The organism is Vibrio profundi (genome assembly GCF_043642225.1).
Classification (GTDB): Bacteria; Pseudomonadota; Gammaproteobacteria; order Enterobacterales; family Vibrionaceae; genus Vibrio; species Vibrio profundi_A.
In genome coordinates this window covers 122,206-140,027 of sequence record NZ_JBHZSF010000007.1, presented here as the reverse complement: position 1 = coordinate 140,027, position 17,822 = coordinate 122,206, and the positions used below count along the sequence as shown (strand labels likewise).

Sequence of the window (17,822 nt, the reverse complement as noted above, 5' to 3'; positions counted from 1 at the left end):
GTTTACTTATATATTATCGCGCTAGACCAAGATAAGCCTACGCCAAAGCCACTTAACACAATTTTATTCCAATCACTATTCATTGCATATCGTTCAATCAATAATGGAATAGAAGAAGATACGGTGTTCCCAGTTGATCCAATATCTTTGATAAAACGTTCAGGTTGCGAGAAACGTTTTGCTATAGCGTCAATAATTGCTGCACTACCTTGATGTAGAATATATGCATCAATATCTGATTCATCATATTCACATTTTGTTAGTAGCTCTTTAATCTGTTTAGGAACATTAATTGATGCAAAATTGAACACCTGACGCCCATTCATGGAGAATATGCCATCTTTTACTCGTAAGGCATCAGCGCCATGACCATCTGTACCAAATAGAGCCATTCCTATTTTGAACTTTGGCTGTGGCCCTATCCATGTAACTGTCGCTGCATCACCAAACAACATAGCTGTCGTTCGATCATTTGGATTAATTATTTTTGAGTAGGGGTCAGAGGTAATTAATAGTGCATTCTCAAATCCAGCTGCCTGCATAAAACCTTTAACTGCATACAAGCCGTTTACATAGCCAGAACATCCTAAAGAAAGATCAAACGCTGCCACTGACTTAGGTAACCCTGCTTTTTTCTGAACCAATGCAGCGGTATGAGGCAGCTTCTCTTCATCACCATTTTGTGTGACAACCACAACTAGCTGAACATTGTTTTTGTCAAAATTCTCATTTTGAGATTCTAAATTCTCTATTGCTGCTGCACAAAGGTCTGAACAGTCTTGGTCAGAAGATTTCCTCGGTAGAAAATATGGCCCAAGTTTTGATTCAACGAACTCGCGGGATTCACCAAAATTGTGCCCTTGCTCAATATTATCAATCCCCTCACTAGGGATATAACTCGCTACATCTTTTATTCCGATTTCCACTATGTTCTCCCAACTATGAATCTTATTTGGCCAAAATGATCGCCATCCAGCCAAATATCTGAAACTGAGAATTTATCATGCAACATAACGTTTAATTTAATCTCAATCTTTTTGTAGACCATCGGAAGCTTTTTACTCAGTTGAAGTTGACCAAATAGCCACTTTCCATTTCCTGGCTTCTTCACGGTGTTGTTTAATTTTTTGTTAAGTGCTACAACCTCTTCAATACAGGTATAGTTGTCAGAAATATGGTTCATTAAAATAGACTCTGCTTCAGCATCGATTGTCGCTGTTGCCACCAACCCGTCTTCATCAAATTCATAGCGTTCACCTACTGGCTTCTCTGTTTCAACCCACCAGAATGGCTGCGTCTCGCCATTAGGCAACATAAATTTGCCCGTCGAAACTATATTTCCTGAAGATGGTTTGCTTTGTGTGATCTCACACTGACATCTGGCAATTTGACGGAAACTCAGCTGATTGACATACACACTTGATGAAAAAGCCTTTTCGCCATACTCGACAGAAAACTTATAGAAATCCGTTCCATGCAGATAGTTACGGTCGCCTTTATATTCAAACATATTTCTACCTAAATGTTATTTGACTCGTCTAGCAGGGTTACCAAGCCAAGTAGTGCTTTCATCGACATCCTTTAAAATAACAGAGCCAGCACCAACAACAGCATATTCACCAACAGAAATACTATCGCGAATCACTGAATTCGCCGCGACATGCGCCCCATTTTTCACAGAAGAAAAGCCACAGAGTGTCACATTAGGTCCAATGTCAATACAATCACTAAGTATGACATCGTGTCCGACATTAGCACCCGCTCTTACAATAGTGTTATCACCTATACTAGCTCCTGGCTGAACCGAAGCATGCGAGCAGATTACACTGCCTTTTCCTATATGAGTATCAAATCCAATCATTGCACTTGGGTGGACAAGCGTTGCCATACGGTTTTGAGGGATCGCCAAAGAGTGCAGCAATTCAGCTCGTTCTTGCATTTTTCCTACAGTAAGCAACGCAAAAACAAAGTGAACATCATCGTCCAGTTCCTTCCAGTCTGCAGGTTTACCTAAAACTGGCCACTTTCCTAACATCTCCCCGCAATCATGATGATCATTAAGGAAACCCTCTAGGATTAATGGTTGCCCTGATTTCTGCATATCTAATATTACTTGGGCAAAAACCATACCATTACCCGCACCACCAATAATGACGATACGCTGCTTATTCAAAGTGCTTTTTTCTGCATTCAATGCGGCAATCTCTCAAGCTATTTATTACGACTGTTAATATCAAAACGATACTTAAAAAAATATAGAGAAGATAACATACAAGCTGTGTGTATACACCTCTTTAAGAGCTATAAAACTTCCGCATTTAATGCTCTTCTGAAATGCTCTTTTAACGGCTAAATCGACTTATCTGCTCTAAAGCGCCTTGAAGGTGAGCAAAGTTGGGTTGCTCTCCTTTAACTTGACGATTTGTTTTGTCCATAAATTGATACTGACCACCAGCACCGACTTCTAGAATATTGTCATCCGAAATCACGGCATATCCACTGTAGCTCGACGAAATCATCCAATCTCTTTCCACTTTTTCACCTAGTAAATCTTCCCCTACTGAGTAGTCTTTGATGTCACTGGTTACTCCCAAGTAATGCTTCATAACCGTTGGCACAACGTCTTGGTGACTAGTGAGGCTTTGTGAAGACCATTTTGCTTCTCGTTTGTTGATGCCAGGGCCAAAGATCGCGAAAGGTACTTTCACTTGAGCGTCGGTAAAGTTGCTATTGTGTCCCCAGAAATTAAGCTTGTTATCATTCATTTCCTGACCGTGGTCACCCGTAATGATTACCACCGTATTCTCAAGGTCACCCGTTTCTTTAAGCTTATCTAAAACCTGCGCAGCCACAGTATCAACATAACGCACGCTTGTCTTATAACGATTGAAGAAGGGTTGAGGATCGGTCTCATTATTCAGCTTCAAGTAGTTGACTACTTGGAGTATTGGTTCATAGCGAGGTTCGAACCCCTTAGGGAAGTCATAACCATGTGGCGCATCATAAAATAGGAATGAAAACGCAGGTTTTGACTGGTCACGATTTTCGTACCAATTCAGCCAATCTTTAGTCAAATCCGCATCTAAATCTGAAGGACGTCGGCCCTTAGAACCATTACGAAGATTATCGACTTTCGTAAAGACTGTTTGATTAAATTCTGGTTTTTGTAGTTGTGCAGCTGTGAAAATACCTAAGTCGTAATCCAATTCTTGCAAACGGTCAACAAATACCGGGCTCTGCTGGTTCGCTAGAAAGCCATGCCAGTAGGTGCCTGGAATGCCATAAAACAAGCCAAAAATACCAGTACGAGTTGAGTTACCAGTCGCGATATGGTTGTTAAATATTAAACCTGATTGTGCGTAGTCCCACATTACCGGCGTATTATCAGCATTGAACGTATCGTACCTCCATGAGTCAACTACAAGGAACATGATATTGACCGGCTTTTCAACACTTTCAACCTTCATTTCTGATAAAGGATAATTAAGGTCACTTTTGCGATTCAGTGTCAGTGACTTTTGACGAGCAATGGCTTCTTCATCGATCCAACCATATTTTTTCATCATGCTGTTTGATGTAGCAGGATAAAACAGAGGCAAGTAACGCTTCACCATGGTGACTGGCTGGTACGCATGCGCAGCTGCCCAAATATGAATACCATGAGTTGCTAAAAGCATTAAGAAGGTAATAAAAGCAAACTTACGACCTAGTTTTTGCGAACGTACTGGGGCATCGTTTTCTAACCAACGGATTAACACCCACTGCAGTCCAAGCAGTAAAGCGATACCCCCGACAACCATAACCCAAGTGATCAGTGGGAAGCTGACAATTTGCCCAGAGAGTACCAGTTCAAGGACAACGGCATTGATATGGAAGCGATACTGCGCAAAAACAATCGTATCGATAAACAGTGTCGCTACACCAATTGAAGCGATTATCGCTTGTAATAGGTTTCTTGGATTCTTTGGTAGAAATAAACTAGGTAAAGCGACTAAACCGATTAATGCCGCAATCAGGGTCATCTGCCCAAAAATGGACACAATAATAAAAACTACTGCTAGTGGTTCTGAAGGAAACTCAGGCAAAAATGAAAAATAACGGCACGCAATCAACATGGCAACGAGAGCATTCACCAGAATAAACCACCCGTGCGCGTGTAGCCTCTGTTTCAAAGACATATTTACTATCCTAACTAGTTTTATAAGCGATTATTTCGCTGAGTAATTATTGTATCCAGCAAGAAGAACATCGAAATCCTCTTCTTGCCAATGTATTTGACGTTTCTTCAACTCTTTGAAAAAAGAGCGCTTCAGACGATCGAGATTGGATTGCTTCCAAGAGCTTCCTTTACCATAACCACACTTATCGAAATCGATAACCCAAATTCGATCACGCTTATCGATGAGAATATTATGAATATTTAAATCGGTATGATTAACACCCACACTGTGCATCTTCGCTATTTGGTGCCCAATTTCTCGATACAGGTCTGCCGAGACTGAGGTTGTTGTCAGGATATTGACAAGATCTGTGGCACCTGCAATCTTCTCACTCAACAAATCCGCTCGATATGTGAAACCAGCTTTGGTCGCTCTCGCAGCAATAGGTTTCGGAACATTCACACCAGCTTCGATCAAATCATTAAGCAGCAGCATTTCCATATAGCTGCGTGTCTTATCCCAGCCACTAAACCAATAACTATCTTGAACCAATTTGCCAAATAGACCACCGCGACGGTAGTGTCGAAGAGCTGCTGGCAACTTCCCCGTATCCACAAACCATGTTGTGCCTCGACCAGTTGCACTGCCTATCACACTCTCTCGGCCTTGCCAGTATTCAATATCAAACACTAACTCTGGTGAATGATCCAATAGCTGATCGTCAAACCATATTACAGAGTTGCTCGAATGGATCTTTTTGATCATGATTTAGATTACCAATAATGATTGATAAGAATAAAAGCCCAAGTAAAACCAGCAAATAGAAGAGCAACGAGTACCGCTGCGGAGCCTATATCTTTGGCTCTGCCACTAAGTTCATGGCGCTCAACACCAACTCGATCAACAACCGCCTCAATAGCAGAATTCACCAATTCGACAATTAACACCAGAACCACAACGCCCAACATTAGAACGGTTTCTATAGGACTGACATCTAACCAAATTAACGCAATGATCGCGGCGCACAGTAAAACCAGCTCTTGTCGAATAGCAGCTTCATATTTGAATGCGGCTTTTAGGCCCTGAATTGAGTACCCTGTTGCTTTGATGATCCGTTTCAGACCAGTATTTCCTGGTTTTCCTTGGGTTTCTATTGTCATATGTGAGTCATCTGCTATTTGATTGGTGTAAAACGAGCGCCATTTTACATTTATCGGCACTCTCTGCATAATCTTAGGCAATTAAATTTGCGAGCGATTTTTATGCCCCTTTTTACTCAAGCACCTGAATCTGTTTGTTTTTTGCGTTTGTCTGCCATCGGTGACGTTTGTCACGCAGTCTCAGCAGTACAAGCCCTACAAAAACAATGGCCTACAACCAAGGTCACTTGGATCATTGGCAAGGTTGAAGCCCAACTACTGGAAGGGCTAGAAGGTGTAGAGCTTATCGTCTTTGACAAGAAAGCTGGCTTTACTGGCATGAAAGACGTATGGAAAAAGTTATCTGACCGCAAGTTCGATGCTTTAGTTCATATGCAGTTAGCTTTGAGAGCGAGCTTGCTCACTTTAGGCATCAAGACCAATCATAAAGTAGGCTTTAACTTCAAGCGAGCTAAAGAGGCTCAATGGCTTTTTACAAATAAAAAAATCGAGGATGTTCAATCGCAGCATGTTCTCGACAGTTTCTACTCTTTTGTCGAATATTTAGGTGTATCTCGTTCTATACCCGAATGGAACTTACCTATTGGTGCCGAAGATACTCTGTTTGCTAAAGAATCATTGAGCTCAACCCCCACAGTTGTCATTAGCCCAGCAGCAAGTAAAGATGAGCGTAACTGGTTGCCTGAGCGCTACGCCGAATTCGCCGATTATGTTGTATCCCAAGGTTATCAGGTGGCAATCTGTGGTTCTCCAGCTGAACGGGAAGTCGCTCTCGCAAAAGCGATCACGGAAAAGATGACTCATCCCGTTTTAAACTTGGTTGGAAAAACCTCCCTAAAACAGCTCGCAGCAGTTCTCAAAGAAGCCACTGTTGTTGTTGCTCCTGACTCAGGTCCAGCTCACATAGCCACAACTCAAGGAACCCCAGTTATTGGCTTATATGGTCACAGTAACCCTTTGAGAACAGGCCCTTATAATGACCTATCTTCTGTTATCAGTGTTTATGAAAAACACGCTGAACTGCAACATAAAAAGCCTATATCAGAGTTACCCTGGAGTACTCGGGTTAAAGGCAACCATGTTATGGCTGATATTTCCGTAGCATCTGTTGTGCAATCTTTCGAACAAATTACACAAGGTAAATAACATCATGCCAAGCTCAGCAAAACCAACATTAGCAGTTGCTTTGATCGTTAAAAATGAAGCAAAAAATCTTGAGGCTTGTTTAAAGACGGTTGTCGATTGGGTTGATGAAATTGTCGTGCTCGACTCCGGTAGCACAGATGAAACTGAGCAAGTTGCTCGTAAATACACAGAAAAGTTCCATGTAAATAAGAATTGGCCTGGTTTCGGACCGCAGCGACGCATTGCTCAAGAGTATGTTGAATCAGATTTTGTACTTTGGCTAGATGCAGATGAACGTGTGACCGATAAACTAAAGGTAAGCATTCAACAAGCCGTTGAAAAGAATGAGCCGAACACTCTCTACAGCATTTGTCGCTTAAGCTGGGTATTTGGCCGTTATATTCGTCACTGTGGTTGGTACCCAGATAGAGTCGTAAGATTGTACCCGACTCAACTAACTCAATATGATGACTCACTAGTCCACGAAAAAGTGGAAATTTCTACAGATATGAATGTAAAAGAATTGTCTGGAGATGCTATCCACTATACCTACAACGACCTACATCACTATTTGGTAAAATCTGCAGGCTATGCTCAAGCTTGGGCGGAGCAACGAGAAAAACGTGGCAAAAAGAGTAGCATTTTAGAAGGCATGCTTCATGCTATTGCATGCTTTCTAAAAATGTATGTATTCAAGGCAGGTTTTTTGGATGGCAAGCAAGGTTTCCTGCTTTCGGTATTATCTGCGCACTCTACCCTTGTGAAATACGCAGACCTGTGGATTAGGACAAGTACTGAGCAACCCAAGGATTAAGTTGTTCTAGAGTCGTATTGATATCAATGCGGCTCATATCTGCTTCTATCTTCTCACCTCCACCTTTTGGCGGAGAAAACGCAAGATGGCGTTTATCAGAGTTTAGAGGGCGCCAACGAAGAGGAGTTGAAGAACGCTTACTCGGAAAGAAGCCTACTGTTGGCACATCCAACGTAGCAGCAATATGCAATGGTCCAGTAGAACCGGCAATGAAGACACTTGCACACGCAATCGAGCGAGTAAAATCAATCAAACCATCGTTCTTTGAATAAACGACACCTTTACCACCTTTTTCGACGACTAACTCGAGAAGTTGCCGTGCTTTTTCCTCTTCCCCAGGCCCTGCGGTAACCACAAGCTCGTGCGTATGCTCCAATCCAGTTAACATCGTTGCATATTGCTCTAATGTTAGATTATTCGCTGACCCACCCGTTCCCGCGTGCACAAGCAACCATGGTTTACTAGCGTCGATGTTGAGCGCTTTTGTCAATTTCTCTTTTTGCTCATCTAATGTTTCTTTTGGAAAAGAGAAGTAAGGCGCTTGAGGCTCTACCACCGAAACGGACTGCTCATTTAAGAAGGCTCTAATAAGATCGAGGTTGTATTGGTACTCTGGCTTCGCAGACTGGGAACGTCTTTGCTTAATACGACGATTATAAAATATCTGCGCAAGCTTGGTTGCTGGTGCCAATCGATACTTTATTCCCGACTTCCATACAAGCAATGCATTGTAAGTGGTTGAAAAAAGATTAATAGACGCATCAAACTTTCTAGATTTAATGTCAGCAACAAGTGCTTTTTGCTCCGTTTTATCTGCATTTGTGGTGCAATCCACGATAACATCGTCAATCCACGGACAAAGTTCTGCTAATTGCACAGTATATTTAGGCACTAGAGCGGTGATATGAGCCTGAGGCATCGATAACTTCAGCATCGCAAAACTTGGCCACGCGAGCATAAAGTCACCAATTTTATCGTTACGAATAACTAGAATTTTTTTCATTTCGGAGCTTACCATCTATTTTTCTTTCCTAATCATACCGACTAAGTTAGTGAAATAGGAGTGTATTTGTTAGCATTAATACAGATTAATCAATTGAGAAAAGATTGTGTCAAATAAAACTCTATCACGTGTCGTTTACCCAGGAACCTTTGATCCATTGACCAATGGACACCTTGATCTTATTGAGCGAGCATCAAAGATGTTTGATGAAGTGATCATTGCTGTTGCTGCAAGCCCGAGTAAAAACACCATGTTCACATTGGAAGAACGTGTAGAGTTTTGTATAGAAGTCACTAAGCACCTAGATAACGTGACTGCACAAGGGTTCAGTGGACTTATGGTCGATTTCGCGAAAGAAGTTGAAGCGAATGTACTAATCAGGGGCCTACGTACAACGGTCGACTTTGAGTACGAATTTGGACTAACTAACATGTACCGAAGACTAATGCCTGGCCTGGAGAGCGTATTCCTAACGCCCGCAGAAGAATACGCCTTTATCTCTTCAACTATCGTCAGAGAGGTCGCCATTCATGGTGGGGACGTGACTCAGTTTGTACCGGAAGTGATCGCCGAAGCACTTCACAATAAAAAGCATGTTTAAGAACCAAGCAGCCCTCTGTTCTTGAGGGCTATTCCATATTTTCTGTTAAGGCTGTGCTGTCACTTGATAGCGTAGGTAATAGTTCTGTAATTTGCGATATTCCTGAGCCCAAGTGGGATTTGGATTTTGGATTGAACTGACTCCATTTTTCCCTTCATTATCACCCCAAGGGTACAATTGAGCTGGATTAGAGTTTGAAAATGCTCCCATCTTCGTAATCGTACGAGAAATGTTATACCCAATATTGACTACACCGTCTTTAGACAACAGGTTTTCGCCACCTAGAGAAGTGTATTCTTGGTCAGATAAGCTGAAATGATACAGAGTTGGATAGACATCTCGATGTGAGCCAATCCTATTCCCATCATATTCATAGTCTGTATGCTCTAAAATTTCATCTGGTACATACATATAAAATGGCACACCAAACGTAAGACCAAACTCCTCTTTAGAATCCGTGGCTAAATAACGCATACGGTGATCGCCTGATGCGGCTATCACGGTTTGTTTCCCTAGCGGCGATGCTTTCACACCAGTAATGAATTGCCCCAAAGAGTCGTTCGCATATTGGTAAACCTGAAGTAGATCGTTCGCTTCCTCCTCCATTGAACCGAGTAACTGTTTTAGGCGCTCGCTTTCTCGTACTGGCTTAGCCTGATAATCTGAAGGCGCTCTAAATGGAGAATGATTGGTTACAGTCATGATGTATATCATCTTCGGCTTGTCTGCTTCATCAAGCAATTTACGAGCAAACTTAAAGGTAAATTCGTCTGGAACTCCCCAGGTATCCGCTTCCTTTTTAGCTTCTGGGAATGCTTTAATGATGCTATTTTCGTCATAAACAGTATCAAAGCCTTGGCGAGGTAAATAATTAGCTAGATTACGCCACATACTATTGCCACCGTATATAAACACGACATCATAACCAGCCTGTTTATAGGGTAAGACAGCAGAGCTTGGTAACTCCACGCGTTGGGCATTCGAGTGACTGATCGTCGGTATATCACTATGGAACAGCATCATAACAATGCTGTCTATCGTTGCAGATGTGCCCGCCATGAAACGTTCAAAGACAAAATCTTCATCAAAGTGTTTTCTTAAAGAGCCCAACAGATCATTGTTTTCTGGATCATCTTCTACAAGCACATTGTTTCCAAGCCCCTCCATCAAAGCCATCACAACATGAGGTTGGTGAGCTTCTAGATAATCATTTTTAGGCGTCTTATAAATCGGATTAGGTTGACCTAACACTTTGAGCATTTGCTGCTCTAGAGCTTGCTTAGAAATGGGCTCAAATTTGGATTGTTTTTTATAGTCACTCTTGGCCCAATCAAGTGCCATAAATGCATTAGGAGTAATATTATTAAGCGGAGCATATTGAGATACATTGGCGTGATAGCGCTTTAAAGGCAGCGTACCGACAGAACCTCGAGCAATAACCACTGTCACAGCAACCATAGCGACAACAGACACAGAAACTTGCCACCAACGACGAGCACCCCAGTGTTTATTCTCGAGATAGGCAATTAACTTACTTGAGCCAACATAACCTAATACTCCAACGAAGGTGGCCGTCACAAAAGAGCGCAGGATTGGGTAGTCTACCCAAGCATTTTCTAGTACCGCTTCAGTATCATCATCTACTAATCCAAAAACAAAGACATCAATATAGGTCCCGTAAGTGACGTAATAGTAATAATTGGCAATCGACATTCCCGACAATAAGAAGAATATCAAGGCGCTATAGCTAGGGATAACTCGAGTGAACTTTTGATAAATAGAAGAGAAGCTAGAAAGAATCAGCCCAACCAATAACAAAGGAGCAAATCCAATTGCGACCACTTTGGCGTCAAAACGAAGTCCAACCCAGAAAGCCCGCCAAACATCTGTTTCGATACCAATTAATTCTGAAGGGTTCACAACCTGAAAATAGAACAATGCACGAGATAGAGACAGGAGTGCAATACCGGCAATAAAGAGCACGATAAGTGTGCGAGTTAACTTACGATAGTTTTGGTCAAAATCCATGTTTCACGCTTCTGGATGGGATGGTCTAATCAAACGCAGCATGATATCACAGCTCAATACCATGCTCGGATCATATTGGAAAAATGGGAGTTCGAAAGGTATTAGATTTGGCAAGAATCACAGAAAAACGTATTCCTCTGACCTATTTTTTGCTCCTGCAATTCTTCACCACAATTTGGACACGGCTCACCCGCTTTGCCATACACCTGTAACTCTTGCGCAAAATAGCCAGGCTTACCATCCGCCTGCGCGAAGTCTTTCAGCGTCGTTCCACCTTGTTCAATCGCTGTGGCTAAAACATTTTTGATGTTGCTTGTTAACAAGCGCCATTCGTTTGAATTGAGCTTATTAGCTGGGCGTAAAGGATGGATTCTAGAACTAAACAAAGCCTCATTCGCATAAATATTACCGACGCCTACAACAACTTTGTTATCCATTATGAACTGCTTAACCGCGACTTTGCGTACCTTGGCCTTTTCTTCAATATATTCTGCATTAAAATCATCCGTCAGAGGCTCAGGCCCAGAGCCTTCAAGTACAACATGGGATTCTCCTACCGGGCAATAAAGCCACGCTCCAAAGCGCCTAGGGTCGTTATAACGCAAGACTTTGCCATTCGTCAGCTTAAGATCGACATGATCATGCTTGTCGGCAGGAAATTCAGCATCAAGTACTCTCAACGATCCAGACATTCCAAGGTGCACGATGGCCGTCCCCTTGTCTGTTTCAATCAGTAAATACTTGGCTCGCCTTGAAATAGAACGAATTACTTCACCTTCTAAGCGCTTTAATTCCAATGGGATATCCCAACGTAATTTGGGCGCACGAAACGTTAATGTTTGAATAGTTTGTCCAACCAAGTAAGGGCTAATACCCATTCGGCTCACTTCTACTTCTGGTAACTCTGGCATTTATTATTGTTCCTGGATAAATCGCTCAATTCATAAATATGGAGAAAAGGTAGGCCAGTTAAGGCAACAAATACCCCGGCTCAACAGACACAGCAATCCAATGATTCTGCCAATTTTTCAGTAACCAAAATTGAGGGGTTTGATAATAAGTTAGCCGCTGGGGCTCTTCTTGATCCACATACCAGACTTCTATCGTCTGAGGGTTACGTAAATTCGCACTAAGGCTATCATAAGTCCGCTCATCAACAGCCGTTCCAACTACCTCCACCCAACGCTGAATATACTCTTCTGCAGCTACTGTACCCTCTGGAGTCGACACCCAGGTTGATTCCTGAAGTTCGAGAGACCATTGAGATGTATATAAGGCTTGAATTTCACGACTTGGGTTCAGTAAGTAAGGGTAAGGGCTTTCTGACGGCTCAATAAGGAAGTGTTTGATCAAAGTTGGTAGGTTTAATACTGCGATGAAGAGAATCACGCTGAGCATTAAAATATTATTCCATTTACGACCACGATATCTCATGGGGCTTCCTTTTTGCTTAGGCTTGTATCTGTTTATTTTTAGTATATCCCTTTCTTGTAAAACAATGATATCGAGTTTGCTATCGTTGCCAAATTTCAGACATAAAAAAACCTAGCTCGAGAGCTAGGTTTTTCACACTGTCTACAAAGTAGCAATCAATTACTTGATTTTAGCTTCTTTGTACATAACGTGCTGGCGAACTACTGGATCAAACTTTTTGATCTCAAATTTACCTGGCATGTTACGCTTGTTCTTGTCAGTTGTGTAGAAGTGACCAGTACCTGCAGAAGATACTAGACGAATTTTCTCACGAATGCCTTTAGCCATTGCTTAATTCCTCTTAAACGTTTTCGCCACGTGCACGAATATCAACAAGAACAGCATCGATGCCTTTCTTATCAATGATACGCATGCCTTTAGCAGTTAGACGTAGTTTAACAAAACGTTTTTCGCTCTCTACCCAGAAACGATGAGTTTGTAGGTTCGGCAGAAAACGACGCTTAGTAGCATTGCGTGCGTGTGAACGGTTGTTACCCGTTACTGGACGCTTACCAGTTACTTGGCATACTCGGGACATGAATGTCTTCTCCAATCGTTTCAGCTCGATATCAACCTTGGTGGCCGAACCTCTCTATCTATTAAGAAAATAGAGGTTAAAAACCGTTATGGAAAATCCATACAAGGCTATCAAAGGTCGCGCATTATACTAACTTGACGTGCATTGCTCAAGACCCGAACAGATCCTTTTTAAGGATTTCGTGATCTTTTTTTGTGCAGAGCAGCTTGCTTGAGTAATCAGAGCTGATTTTAAGGTTCTAAAATGTGGCCGGAATCATAGCAGATTTCTAGCAACTAACAAGCCAAAATGTGATTCAAATCCATCCACGTTCTGCAAAAGAGACCACTTCACCGTCTCCAACCACAAAATGGTCGAGTACTCGGATGTCAACCAGTGCCAATGCATCACTCAACCGGCGAGTAATTCTGCGGTCAGCCTGACTCGGTTCTGCGATACCTGAAGGGTGATTGTGGGCAAGAATTAAAGCAGCCGCATTGTGATGAAGCGCCCGTTTCACCACTTCTCGCGGGTAAACTGAAGCAGAGTCTATTGTTCCTTCAAATAATACTTCGTCTTGTATGACTCGATGCTGATTGTCCAAAAACAGTATATAGAAGGCTTCTCGCTGTCGATCGCGTAATACGCTCGATAAATAAAGCTTAGTATGCTCAGGACTTGTCAGTGCATCGCCTCTCGATAAGGTTTCCGCTAGATAGCGCTGCGTCATCTCAATGACCGCTTGAAGTTGAACGAACTTGGCTTGCCCCATGCCTTTATGACGGCAGAATTCGATTTCAGACGCTGAGAACAATTTTCGCAACGAGCCAAAGTCTTTAATAAGCGAGTCAGCAAGCTCGATAACATTCATGCCCGGTGTCCCCGTTCTCAAAAAAATGGCTAATAGCTCCGCATCACTTAAGGATTGCGGCCCTCTACTTAATAGTTTTTCTCTCGGCATCGACTCTTGAGGCAGTAGTTTCAATGTCATAAAACTTCTCGTTGAAAGGAAATACACCAGAGTAAGGTCTCATCAACACGAATTAATCAAATTATCCCCTGCCTCCAAGCGGCTTAACAAAAATATGTAAATGAGTTATTTGATGAGCATCAATTGCATCGCGACTCCACTTCTAGGCACTCCACCTTCTATCTGATATCGTAAGTCGCAGAATTTTTAAGGAACAAAATCATGCAAACACCGGTGAATGAACGAAATACTGCAGCGACACAAAGTCTAGCAGGGAAAAAAATCCTTCTTGGCATAAGTGGCGGTATTGCTGCTTATAAATGTGCAGAGCTGACACGCAGGCTAATCGAGCGTGGGGCACAAGTACAAGTTGTCATGACTAATGCAGCAAAAGAATTCATTACTCCTTTAACCATGCAAGCTGTATCAGGCCGTCCTGTGTCTGATAGCTTACTCGATCCTGCTGCTGAAGCCTCCATGGGCCATATTGAATTGGCAAAGTGGGCCGATTTGGTATTGCTTGCCCCTGCGACCGCCGACCTCATCGCTCGCATTAGCGCAGGCATGGGCAATGATTTGTTAACGACCTTAGTTCTTGCCACCGATTCCCCAATTGCCGTTTCACCCGCTATGAATCAGCAGATGTACAAGAACATCGCAACTCAAGAAAACCTTGCGACATTAAAACGCCGTGGTTTTGAGGTGTGGGGCCCAGCGGCTGGCGAGCAAGCGTGTGGCGATGTAGGCATGGGCAGAATGCTAGAGCCAATGCAGCTGGTTGAGTTATGTGAACACTTTTTTCAACCAAAGCCTCTAGCGGATAAATCTCTTCTTATTACTGCAGGACCAACTCGTGAAGCGATAGATCCTGTACGTTATATTACCAATCACAGCTCAGGCAAAATGGGGTATGCAATAGCAGAAGCCGCCGCTAAGCTTGGTGCTACCGTCACTCTAGTCAGTGGTCCTGTATCGCTTGCGACACCAACACATGTCACTCGTATTGATGTAGACAGCGCTCAAGACATGTTTGATGCCGTAACGGAGAATGCGCCTAAACACGATATTTTCATTAGCTGTGCAGCCGTGGCGGACTACCGCCCTGACACCATTGCAACACAAAAGATAAAAAAGACAGATGATCACGATGAAATGTCGATCACTATGGTGAAGAACCCAGACATTGTTGCATCTGTCGCAGCTATGACGGAGCAACGCCCATTTACAGTTGGCTTTGCCGCAGAAACTCAAGATGTAGAAAAGTACGCGCGCGGGAAGTTAGCGAAAAAGAACCTAGATATGATCTGCGCTAACGATGTGTCGGTGGCCGGACAGGGCTTTAACAGTAACGACAATGCGCTGCAGCTGTATTGGGAAGATGGCCATAAGTCCCTCCCTCTTGAAAGCAAAGAGTCACTAGGCTTTCAGATCTTAGAGCAGATCAAACAGTTACTTGATCGCAAGTAACCTCTTTTCATAAGCCTGACTCGGCGATGACGACCAACAATGGTCATTCGCCACAAATTGCTTATCGAACACTCGATTCCGTTTCTACTTGCTAGGAACGGAATCAATTGATGTTTATAATCATCCCGCGTTTATTCATCATCTATAGCAAAGGAAGTACACAGATGGCTGGTACAAGAAAATCAAACCGTCGTGAAGAAATTCTTCAAGCGTTAGCACAAATGCTAGAGTCGACGGAAGGCGCTTCGCGTATTACGACCGCTAAACTGGCTAAGCAAGTCGGAGTTTCAGAAGCCGCTCTTTACCGTCACTTTCCTAGCAAAGCTCGAATGTTTGAAGGCTTAATTGAATTCATTGAAGAGGCATTGATGTCTCGCATCAATCGAATTTTAGATGAAGAAAAAGACACTCTTGAGCGCATTCGATTAGTGCTTCAGTTGATCTTAGCCTTTTCAGAGCGCAATCCAGGTCTAACCCGTATTCTTTCTGGTCACGCTCTGATGTTTGAAAATGAGCGTTTAAGAGACCGCATCAACCAGTTATTTGAACGTATTGAAACTCAGCTTCGCCAGATCTTGAGAGAAAGAAAACTGCGCGAAGGAAAATCTTTCCCTGTCGATGAGAAAATCTTAGCCGCGCAATTACTCGGCCAAGTAGAAGGCAGCTTAAATCGATTTGTTCGTTCTGATTTCAAATATCAGCCAACAGAAAACTTCGACGCTTATTGGGCGCTACTCAGTGCTCAGATTCAATAACCTACGAATAAAGTAAACGTTATGACTAGCAAACACGTAATAGAGAAACCGCCCTTTACGCTTTCCTTACTCCACCCTAAATATTGGGGGGTATGGGCTGGTTTCGGCTTACTCGCGCTTATTGTCAACCTGCTTCCCTATTCACTTCTTTATGTACTAGGTAGAAGTATTGGCAAGCTTGGCATGCGTGTTGGGAAAAAGCGTGTTCATGTCGCCACTCGTAACTTAGAGTTGGCGTTTCCAGACAAGTCAGCAGATGAAGTAGCGGCAATTGTCGAAGAAAACTTCAAAAATACCGGCATGGCGCTGATTGAAACAGGCATTACTTGGTTCTGGCCAACGTGGCGCTTTAAACGCATTCTTATCGACAAAGACACCAAAGCGCTTCGCGACAAGCACGAAAACGGGAAAGGAGTTCTGCTATGTTGCGTGCACGCATTGAACCTAGAAATCACAGCGCGCGCCGCTGGTGTATTGGGTTTTCCTGGATACGGCGTATATCGCCCTCACAGCAACCCTGCTTATGAATTCATTCAATATCGTGGACGTGCTCGTAACGGCAATATTTTAATTGAACGACGTGATTTAAAAAGGATGATCAAAATATTGCGCCAAGGCGAGATCCTTTTTTATCTTCCAGATCACGACTATGGAGCCAACAAATCCGTTTTTGTTCCCTTCTTCGCCATTCAAGACGCCTGCACCACAACCGGTACGAGTATTCTTGCTTACACTAGTAAGTGCGCGATTATTCCTGGTTCTGGATTTAGAAATGCAGATGGGAAATATGAAATCATTGCAGATGAGTGCATTGAGGGTAACTATCCGCAAAAAGATGAAAAGTCAGCAGCAGCTTACATGAATACTTACGTAGAAAAGATCATTCTACGTGCGCCAGAGCAATGGATGTGGCTACATAAACGTTACAAAACGATGGAAGACCCTAGCCAGCCCAAAGGCATCCGTTATAAATAAACCAGTCATAAAAAAGGCTTACCACTTGGTAAGCCTTTTTATTTACTTCACAAGATTAGATGCCGTATTGAGCGCGGTAGGCTTTTACTGCTTCAAGGTGAGCGGCATCAGTGCCTTTCTCTTCAAGGAAAGTAACAAGGTCTGTTAGGCTTACAATTGAGATAATTGCACAGCCAAAGTCACGCTCAACTTCTTGAATCGCAGATAACTCGCCTTTACCTTTCTCTTGACGATCAATCGCAACCAATACACCTGCTAGGTCTGCACCATTCGCTTGGATGATTTCCATCGACTCACGAATCGCAGTACCTGCAGTGATCACATCATCCACCAGCATGATACGACCTTCAAGCGCGCTACCTACTAGGTTGCCACCTTCACCGTGATCTTTCGCTTCTTTACGATTAAAGCAGTAAGGCGTGTCTACTTCGTGGTGATCAGCTAAAGCAACTGCGGTTGTGGTTGCGATTGGGATACCTTTGTACGCAGGGCCAAACAGTACATCAAATTCAATACCAGAATCCGCCAAAGCTGCAGCGTAAAAACGGCCTAGGCGGGCTAGATCACGACCTGTGTTAAACAATCCAGCATTGAAGAAGTAAGGGCTCTTACGGCCAGACTTTAAAGTAAACTCACCAAACTTAAGTACTTCTTTCTCTAGTGCAAATTCAATAAATTCACGTTGATATGCTTTCATGCTCATCCTCTATGTTTACTCAATAAAACTTAATTAACTTAAACTCTTTTCGGTATCTTCTAAGTAGTCGTGTTTTC

Annotated in this window: 20 protein-coding genes; 6 read left to right on the top strand and 14 right to left on the bottom strand. The window is 42.8% G+C overall.

The features are described from left to right. Positions 1 to 2: 2 nt before the first annotated feature. From ACHUFI_RS12885 to ACHUFI_RS12860, 6 genes are all read right to left on the bottom strand, one after another. Positions 3 to 926 (bottom strand): ketoacyl-ACP synthase III, encoded by a 924-nt coding sequence (locus ACHUFI_RS12885; protein ID WP_394249694.1) that lies wholly within the window; start codon positions 924 to 926, stop codon positions 3 to 5. Continuing rightward, positions 926 to 1,510: a hypothetical protein gene (locus ACHUFI_RS12880; RefSeq protein ID WP_394249692.1), complete on the bottom strand. Its 585-nt coding sequence runs from the start codon at positions 1,508 to 1,510 to the stop codon at positions 926 to 928. The genes ACHUFI_RS12885 and ACHUFI_RS12880 overlap by 1 nt, the downstream gene beginning before the upstream one ends. 15 nt (positions 1,511 to 1,525) lie before the next feature. Further along, positions 1,526 to 2,194 (bottom strand): NeuD/PglB/VioB family sugar acetyltransferase, encoded by a 669-nt coding sequence (locus ACHUFI_RS12875; RefSeq protein WP_394249690.1) that lies wholly within the window; start codon positions 2,192 to 2,194, stop codon positions 1,526 to 1,528. A 148-nt stretch (positions 2,195 to 2,342) separates the two neighbouring features. Next, positions 2,343 to 4,178 carry a DUF3413 domain-containing protein gene (locus ACHUFI_RS12870; RefSeq protein ID WP_394249688.1) on the bottom strand — a complete coding sequence of 612 codons (1,836 nt, stop codon included), beginning with the start codon at positions 4,176 to 4,178 and terminating at the stop codon, positions 2,343 to 2,345. A 30-nt stretch (positions 4,179 to 4,208) separates the two neighbouring features. Then, entirely contained in the window at positions 4,209 to 4,925 is a 717-nt protein-coding gene (locus tag ACHUFI_RS12865) for a 3-deoxy-D-manno-octulosonic acid kinase (protein ID WP_394249686.1), read from the bottom strand. 8 nt (positions 4,926 to 4,933) lie between these two features. Then, a complete protein-coding gene (locus ACHUFI_RS12860) occupies positions 4,934 to 5,320 on the bottom strand; it encodes a diacylglycerol kinase (protein ID WP_394249684.1) in 387 nt (128 codons plus the stop codon). 102 nt (positions 5,321 to 5,422) lie between these two features. On the opposite strand from ACHUFI_RS12860, the gene ACHUFI_RS12855 reads away from it, so the two are divergent. Both ACHUFI_RS12855 and ACHUFI_RS12850 read left to right on the top strand, forming a co-directional pair. Further along, positions 5,423 to 6,466 carry a glycosyltransferase family 9 protein gene (locus tag ACHUFI_RS12855; protein WP_394249682.1) on the top strand — a complete coding sequence of 348 codons (1,044 nt, stop codon included), beginning with the start codon at positions 5,423 to 5,425 and terminating at the stop codon, positions 6,464 to 6,466. A gap of 4 nt (positions 6,467 to 6,470) precedes the next feature. Then, a complete protein-coding gene (locus tag ACHUFI_RS12850; protein ID WP_394249680.1) occupies positions 6,471 to 7,259 on the top strand; it encodes a glycosyltransferase family 2 protein in 789 nt (262 codons plus the stop codon). On the opposite strand, the gene ACHUFI_RS12845 is transcribed toward ACHUFI_RS12850, so the two are convergent. Further along, positions 7,228 to 8,262 (bottom strand): glycosyltransferase family 9 protein, encoded by a 1,035-nt coding sequence (locus ACHUFI_RS12845; RefSeq protein WP_394249678.1) that lies wholly within the window; start codon positions 8,260 to 8,262, stop codon positions 7,228 to 7,230. The two genes, ACHUFI_RS12850 and ACHUFI_RS12845, sit on opposite strands and share 32 nt — an antisense overlap. A 106-nt stretch (positions 8,263 to 8,368) precedes the next feature. Between ACHUFI_RS12845 and coaD the strand changes: the two genes are divergently transcribed. After that, entirely contained in the window at positions 8,369 to 8,863 is a 495-nt protein-coding gene (coaD, locus tag ACHUFI_RS12840) for a pantetheine-phosphate adenylyltransferase (protein ID WP_394249676.1), read from the top strand. Positions 8,864 to 8,908: 45 nt separating this feature from the next. Here the strand turns inward: coaD and ACHUFI_RS12835 are convergent, their stop codons facing one another. The 6 genes from ACHUFI_RS12835 to radC all read right to left on the bottom strand — a co-directional run bounded on the left by ACHUFI_RS12835 (position 8,909) and on the right by radC (position 13,872). Then, positions 8,909 to 10,891, bottom strand: coding sequence for an LTA synthase family protein (locus tag ACHUFI_RS12835; RefSeq protein WP_394249674.1), 1,983 nt, complete (start codon positions 10,889 to 10,891; stop codon positions 8,909 to 8,911). Positions 10,892 to 10,992: 101 nt separating this feature from the next. After that, entirely contained in the window at positions 10,993 to 11,802 is an 810-nt protein-coding gene (gene mutM / locus ACHUFI_RS12830) for a bifunctional DNA-formamidopyrimidine glycosylase/DNA-(apurinic or apyrimidinic site) lyase (protein ID WP_394249672.1), read from the bottom strand. A gap of 58 nt (positions 11,803 to 11,860) precedes the next feature. Continuing rightward, complete coding sequence (locus tag ACHUFI_RS12825; protein ID WP_394249670.1) at positions 11,861 to 12,325, bottom strand: hypothetical protein; 465 nt, start codon at positions 12,323 to 12,325, stop codon at positions 11,861 to 11,863. 159 nt (positions 12,326 to 12,484) lie between these two features. Next, complete coding sequence (gene rpmG, locus ACHUFI_RS12820; protein WP_002535344.1) at positions 12,485 to 12,652, bottom strand: 50S ribosomal protein L33; 168 nt, start codon at positions 12,650 to 12,652, stop codon at positions 12,485 to 12,487. A 13-nt stretch (positions 12,653 to 12,665) separates the two neighbouring features. Continuing rightward, on the bottom strand, positions 12,666 to 12,902 hold the full coding sequence (rpmB, locus tag ACHUFI_RS12815; RefSeq protein ID WP_004728407.1) for a 50S ribosomal protein L28: 237 nt from the start codon (positions 12,900 to 12,902) through the stop codon (positions 12,666 to 12,668). Between the two features lie 295 nt (positions 12,903 to 13,197). Beyond that, positions 13,198 to 13,872, bottom strand: a complete 675-nt coding sequence (gene radC, locus ACHUFI_RS12810; RefSeq protein WP_394249668.1) for a RadC family protein — start codon at positions 13,870 to 13,872, stop codon at positions 13,198 to 13,200. 201 nt (positions 13,873 to 14,073) lie between these two features. On the opposite strand from radC, the gene coaBC reads away from it, so the two are divergent. The 3 genes from coaBC (at position 14,074) to ACHUFI_RS12795 (ending at position 17,048) form a co-directional block, all read left to right on the top strand. Further along, a complete protein-coding gene (gene coaBC / locus ACHUFI_RS12805; protein ID WP_394249666.1) occupies positions 14,074 to 15,318 on the top strand; it encodes a bifunctional phosphopantothenoylcysteine decarboxylase/phosphopantothenate--cysteine ligase CoaBC in 1,245 nt (414 codons plus the stop codon). Positions 15,319 to 15,482: 164 nt separating this feature from the next. After that, positions 15,483 to 16,073 carry a nucleoid occlusion factor SlmA gene (gene slmA / locus ACHUFI_RS12800; protein WP_394249664.1) on the top strand — a complete coding sequence of 197 codons (591 nt, stop codon included), beginning with the start codon at positions 15,483 to 15,485 and terminating at the stop codon, positions 16,071 to 16,073. A 21-nt stretch (positions 16,074 to 16,094) separates the two neighbouring features. After that, positions 16,095 to 17,048: a Kdo(2)-lipid IV(A) acyltransferase gene (locus ACHUFI_RS12795; RefSeq protein WP_394249662.1), complete on the top strand. Its 954-nt coding sequence runs from the start codon at positions 16,095 to 16,097 to the stop codon at positions 17,046 to 17,048. 55 nt (positions 17,049 to 17,103) lie between these two features. Here ACHUFI_RS12795 and pyrE read toward each other — a convergent pair whose 3' ends face one another. Next, positions 17,104 to 17,745 (bottom strand): orotate phosphoribosyltransferase, encoded by a 642-nt coding sequence (pyrE, locus tag ACHUFI_RS12790; RefSeq protein ID WP_394249660.1) that lies wholly within the window; start codon positions 17,743 to 17,745, stop codon positions 17,104 to 17,106. Positions 17,746 to 17,822: the final 77 nt, after the last annotated feature.

Bases quoted from the DNA above. Each gene is read 5' to 3' on its own strand.
- pyrE (WP_394249660.1), bottom strand. From the start codon at position 17,745: ATGAAAGCATATCAACGTGAATTTATTGAATTTGCACTAGAGAAAGAA.
- ACHUFI_RS12845 (WP_394249678.1), bottom strand. From the start codon at position 8,262: ATGAAAAAAATTCTAGTTATTCGTAACGATAAAATTGGTGACTTTATG.
- ACHUFI_RS12870 (WP_394249688.1), bottom strand. From the start codon at position 4,178: ATGTCTTTGAAACAGAGGCTACACGCGCACGGGTGGTTTATTCTGGTG.
- ACHUFI_RS12835 (WP_394249674.1), bottom strand. From the start codon at position 10,891: ATGGATTTTGACCAAAACTATCGTAAGTTAACTCGCACACTTATCGTG.
- slmA (WP_394249664.1), top strand. From the start codon at position 15,483: ATGGCTGGTACAAGAAAATCAAACCGTCGTGAAGAAATTCTTCAAGCG.
- coaBC (WP_394249666.1), top strand. From the start codon at position 14,074: ATGCAAACACCGGTGAATGAACGAAATACTGCAGCGACACAAAGTCTA.
- rpmB (WP_004728407.1), bottom strand. From the start codon at position 12,902: ATGTCCCGAGTATGCCAAGTAACTGGTAAGCGTCCAGTAACGGGTAAC.
- ACHUFI_RS12825 (WP_394249670.1), bottom strand. From the start codon at position 12,325: ATGAGATATCGTGGTCGTAAATGGAATAATATTTTAATGCTCAGCGTG.
- ACHUFI_RS12865 (WP_394249686.1), bottom strand. From the start codon at position 4,925: ATGATCAAAAAGATCCATTCGAGCAACTCTGTAATATGGTTTGACGAT.
- ACHUFI_RS12795 (WP_394249662.1), top strand. From the start codon at position 16,095: ATGACTAGCAAACACGTAATAGAGAAACCGCCCTTTACGCTTTCCTTA.
- mutM (WP_394249672.1), bottom strand. From the start codon at position 11,802: ATGCCAGAGTTACCAGAAGTAGAAGTGAGCCGAATGGGTATTAGCCCT.
- ACHUFI_RS12850 (WP_394249680.1), top strand. From the start codon at position 6,471: ATGCCAAGCTCAGCAAAACCAACATTAGCAGTTGCTTTGATCGTTAAA.
- ACHUFI_RS12880 (WP_394249692.1), bottom strand. From the start codon at position 1,510: ATGTTTGAATATAAAGGCGACCGTAACTATCTGCATGGAACGGATTTC.
- ACHUFI_RS12855 (WP_394249682.1), top strand. From the start codon at position 5,423: ATGCCCCTTTTTACTCAAGCACCTGAATCTGTTTGTTTTTTGCGTTTG.
- ACHUFI_RS12860 (WP_394249684.1), bottom strand. From the start codon at position 5,320: ATGACAATAGAAACCCAAGGAAAACCAGGAAATACTGGTCTGAAACGG.
- radC (WP_394249668.1), bottom strand. From the start codon at position 13,872: ATGACATTGAAACTACTGCCTCAAGAGTCGATGCCGAGAGAAAAACTA.
- rpmG (WP_002535344.1), bottom strand. From the start codon at position 12,652: ATGGCTAAAGGCATTCGTGAGAAAATTCGTCTAGTATCTTCTGCAGGT.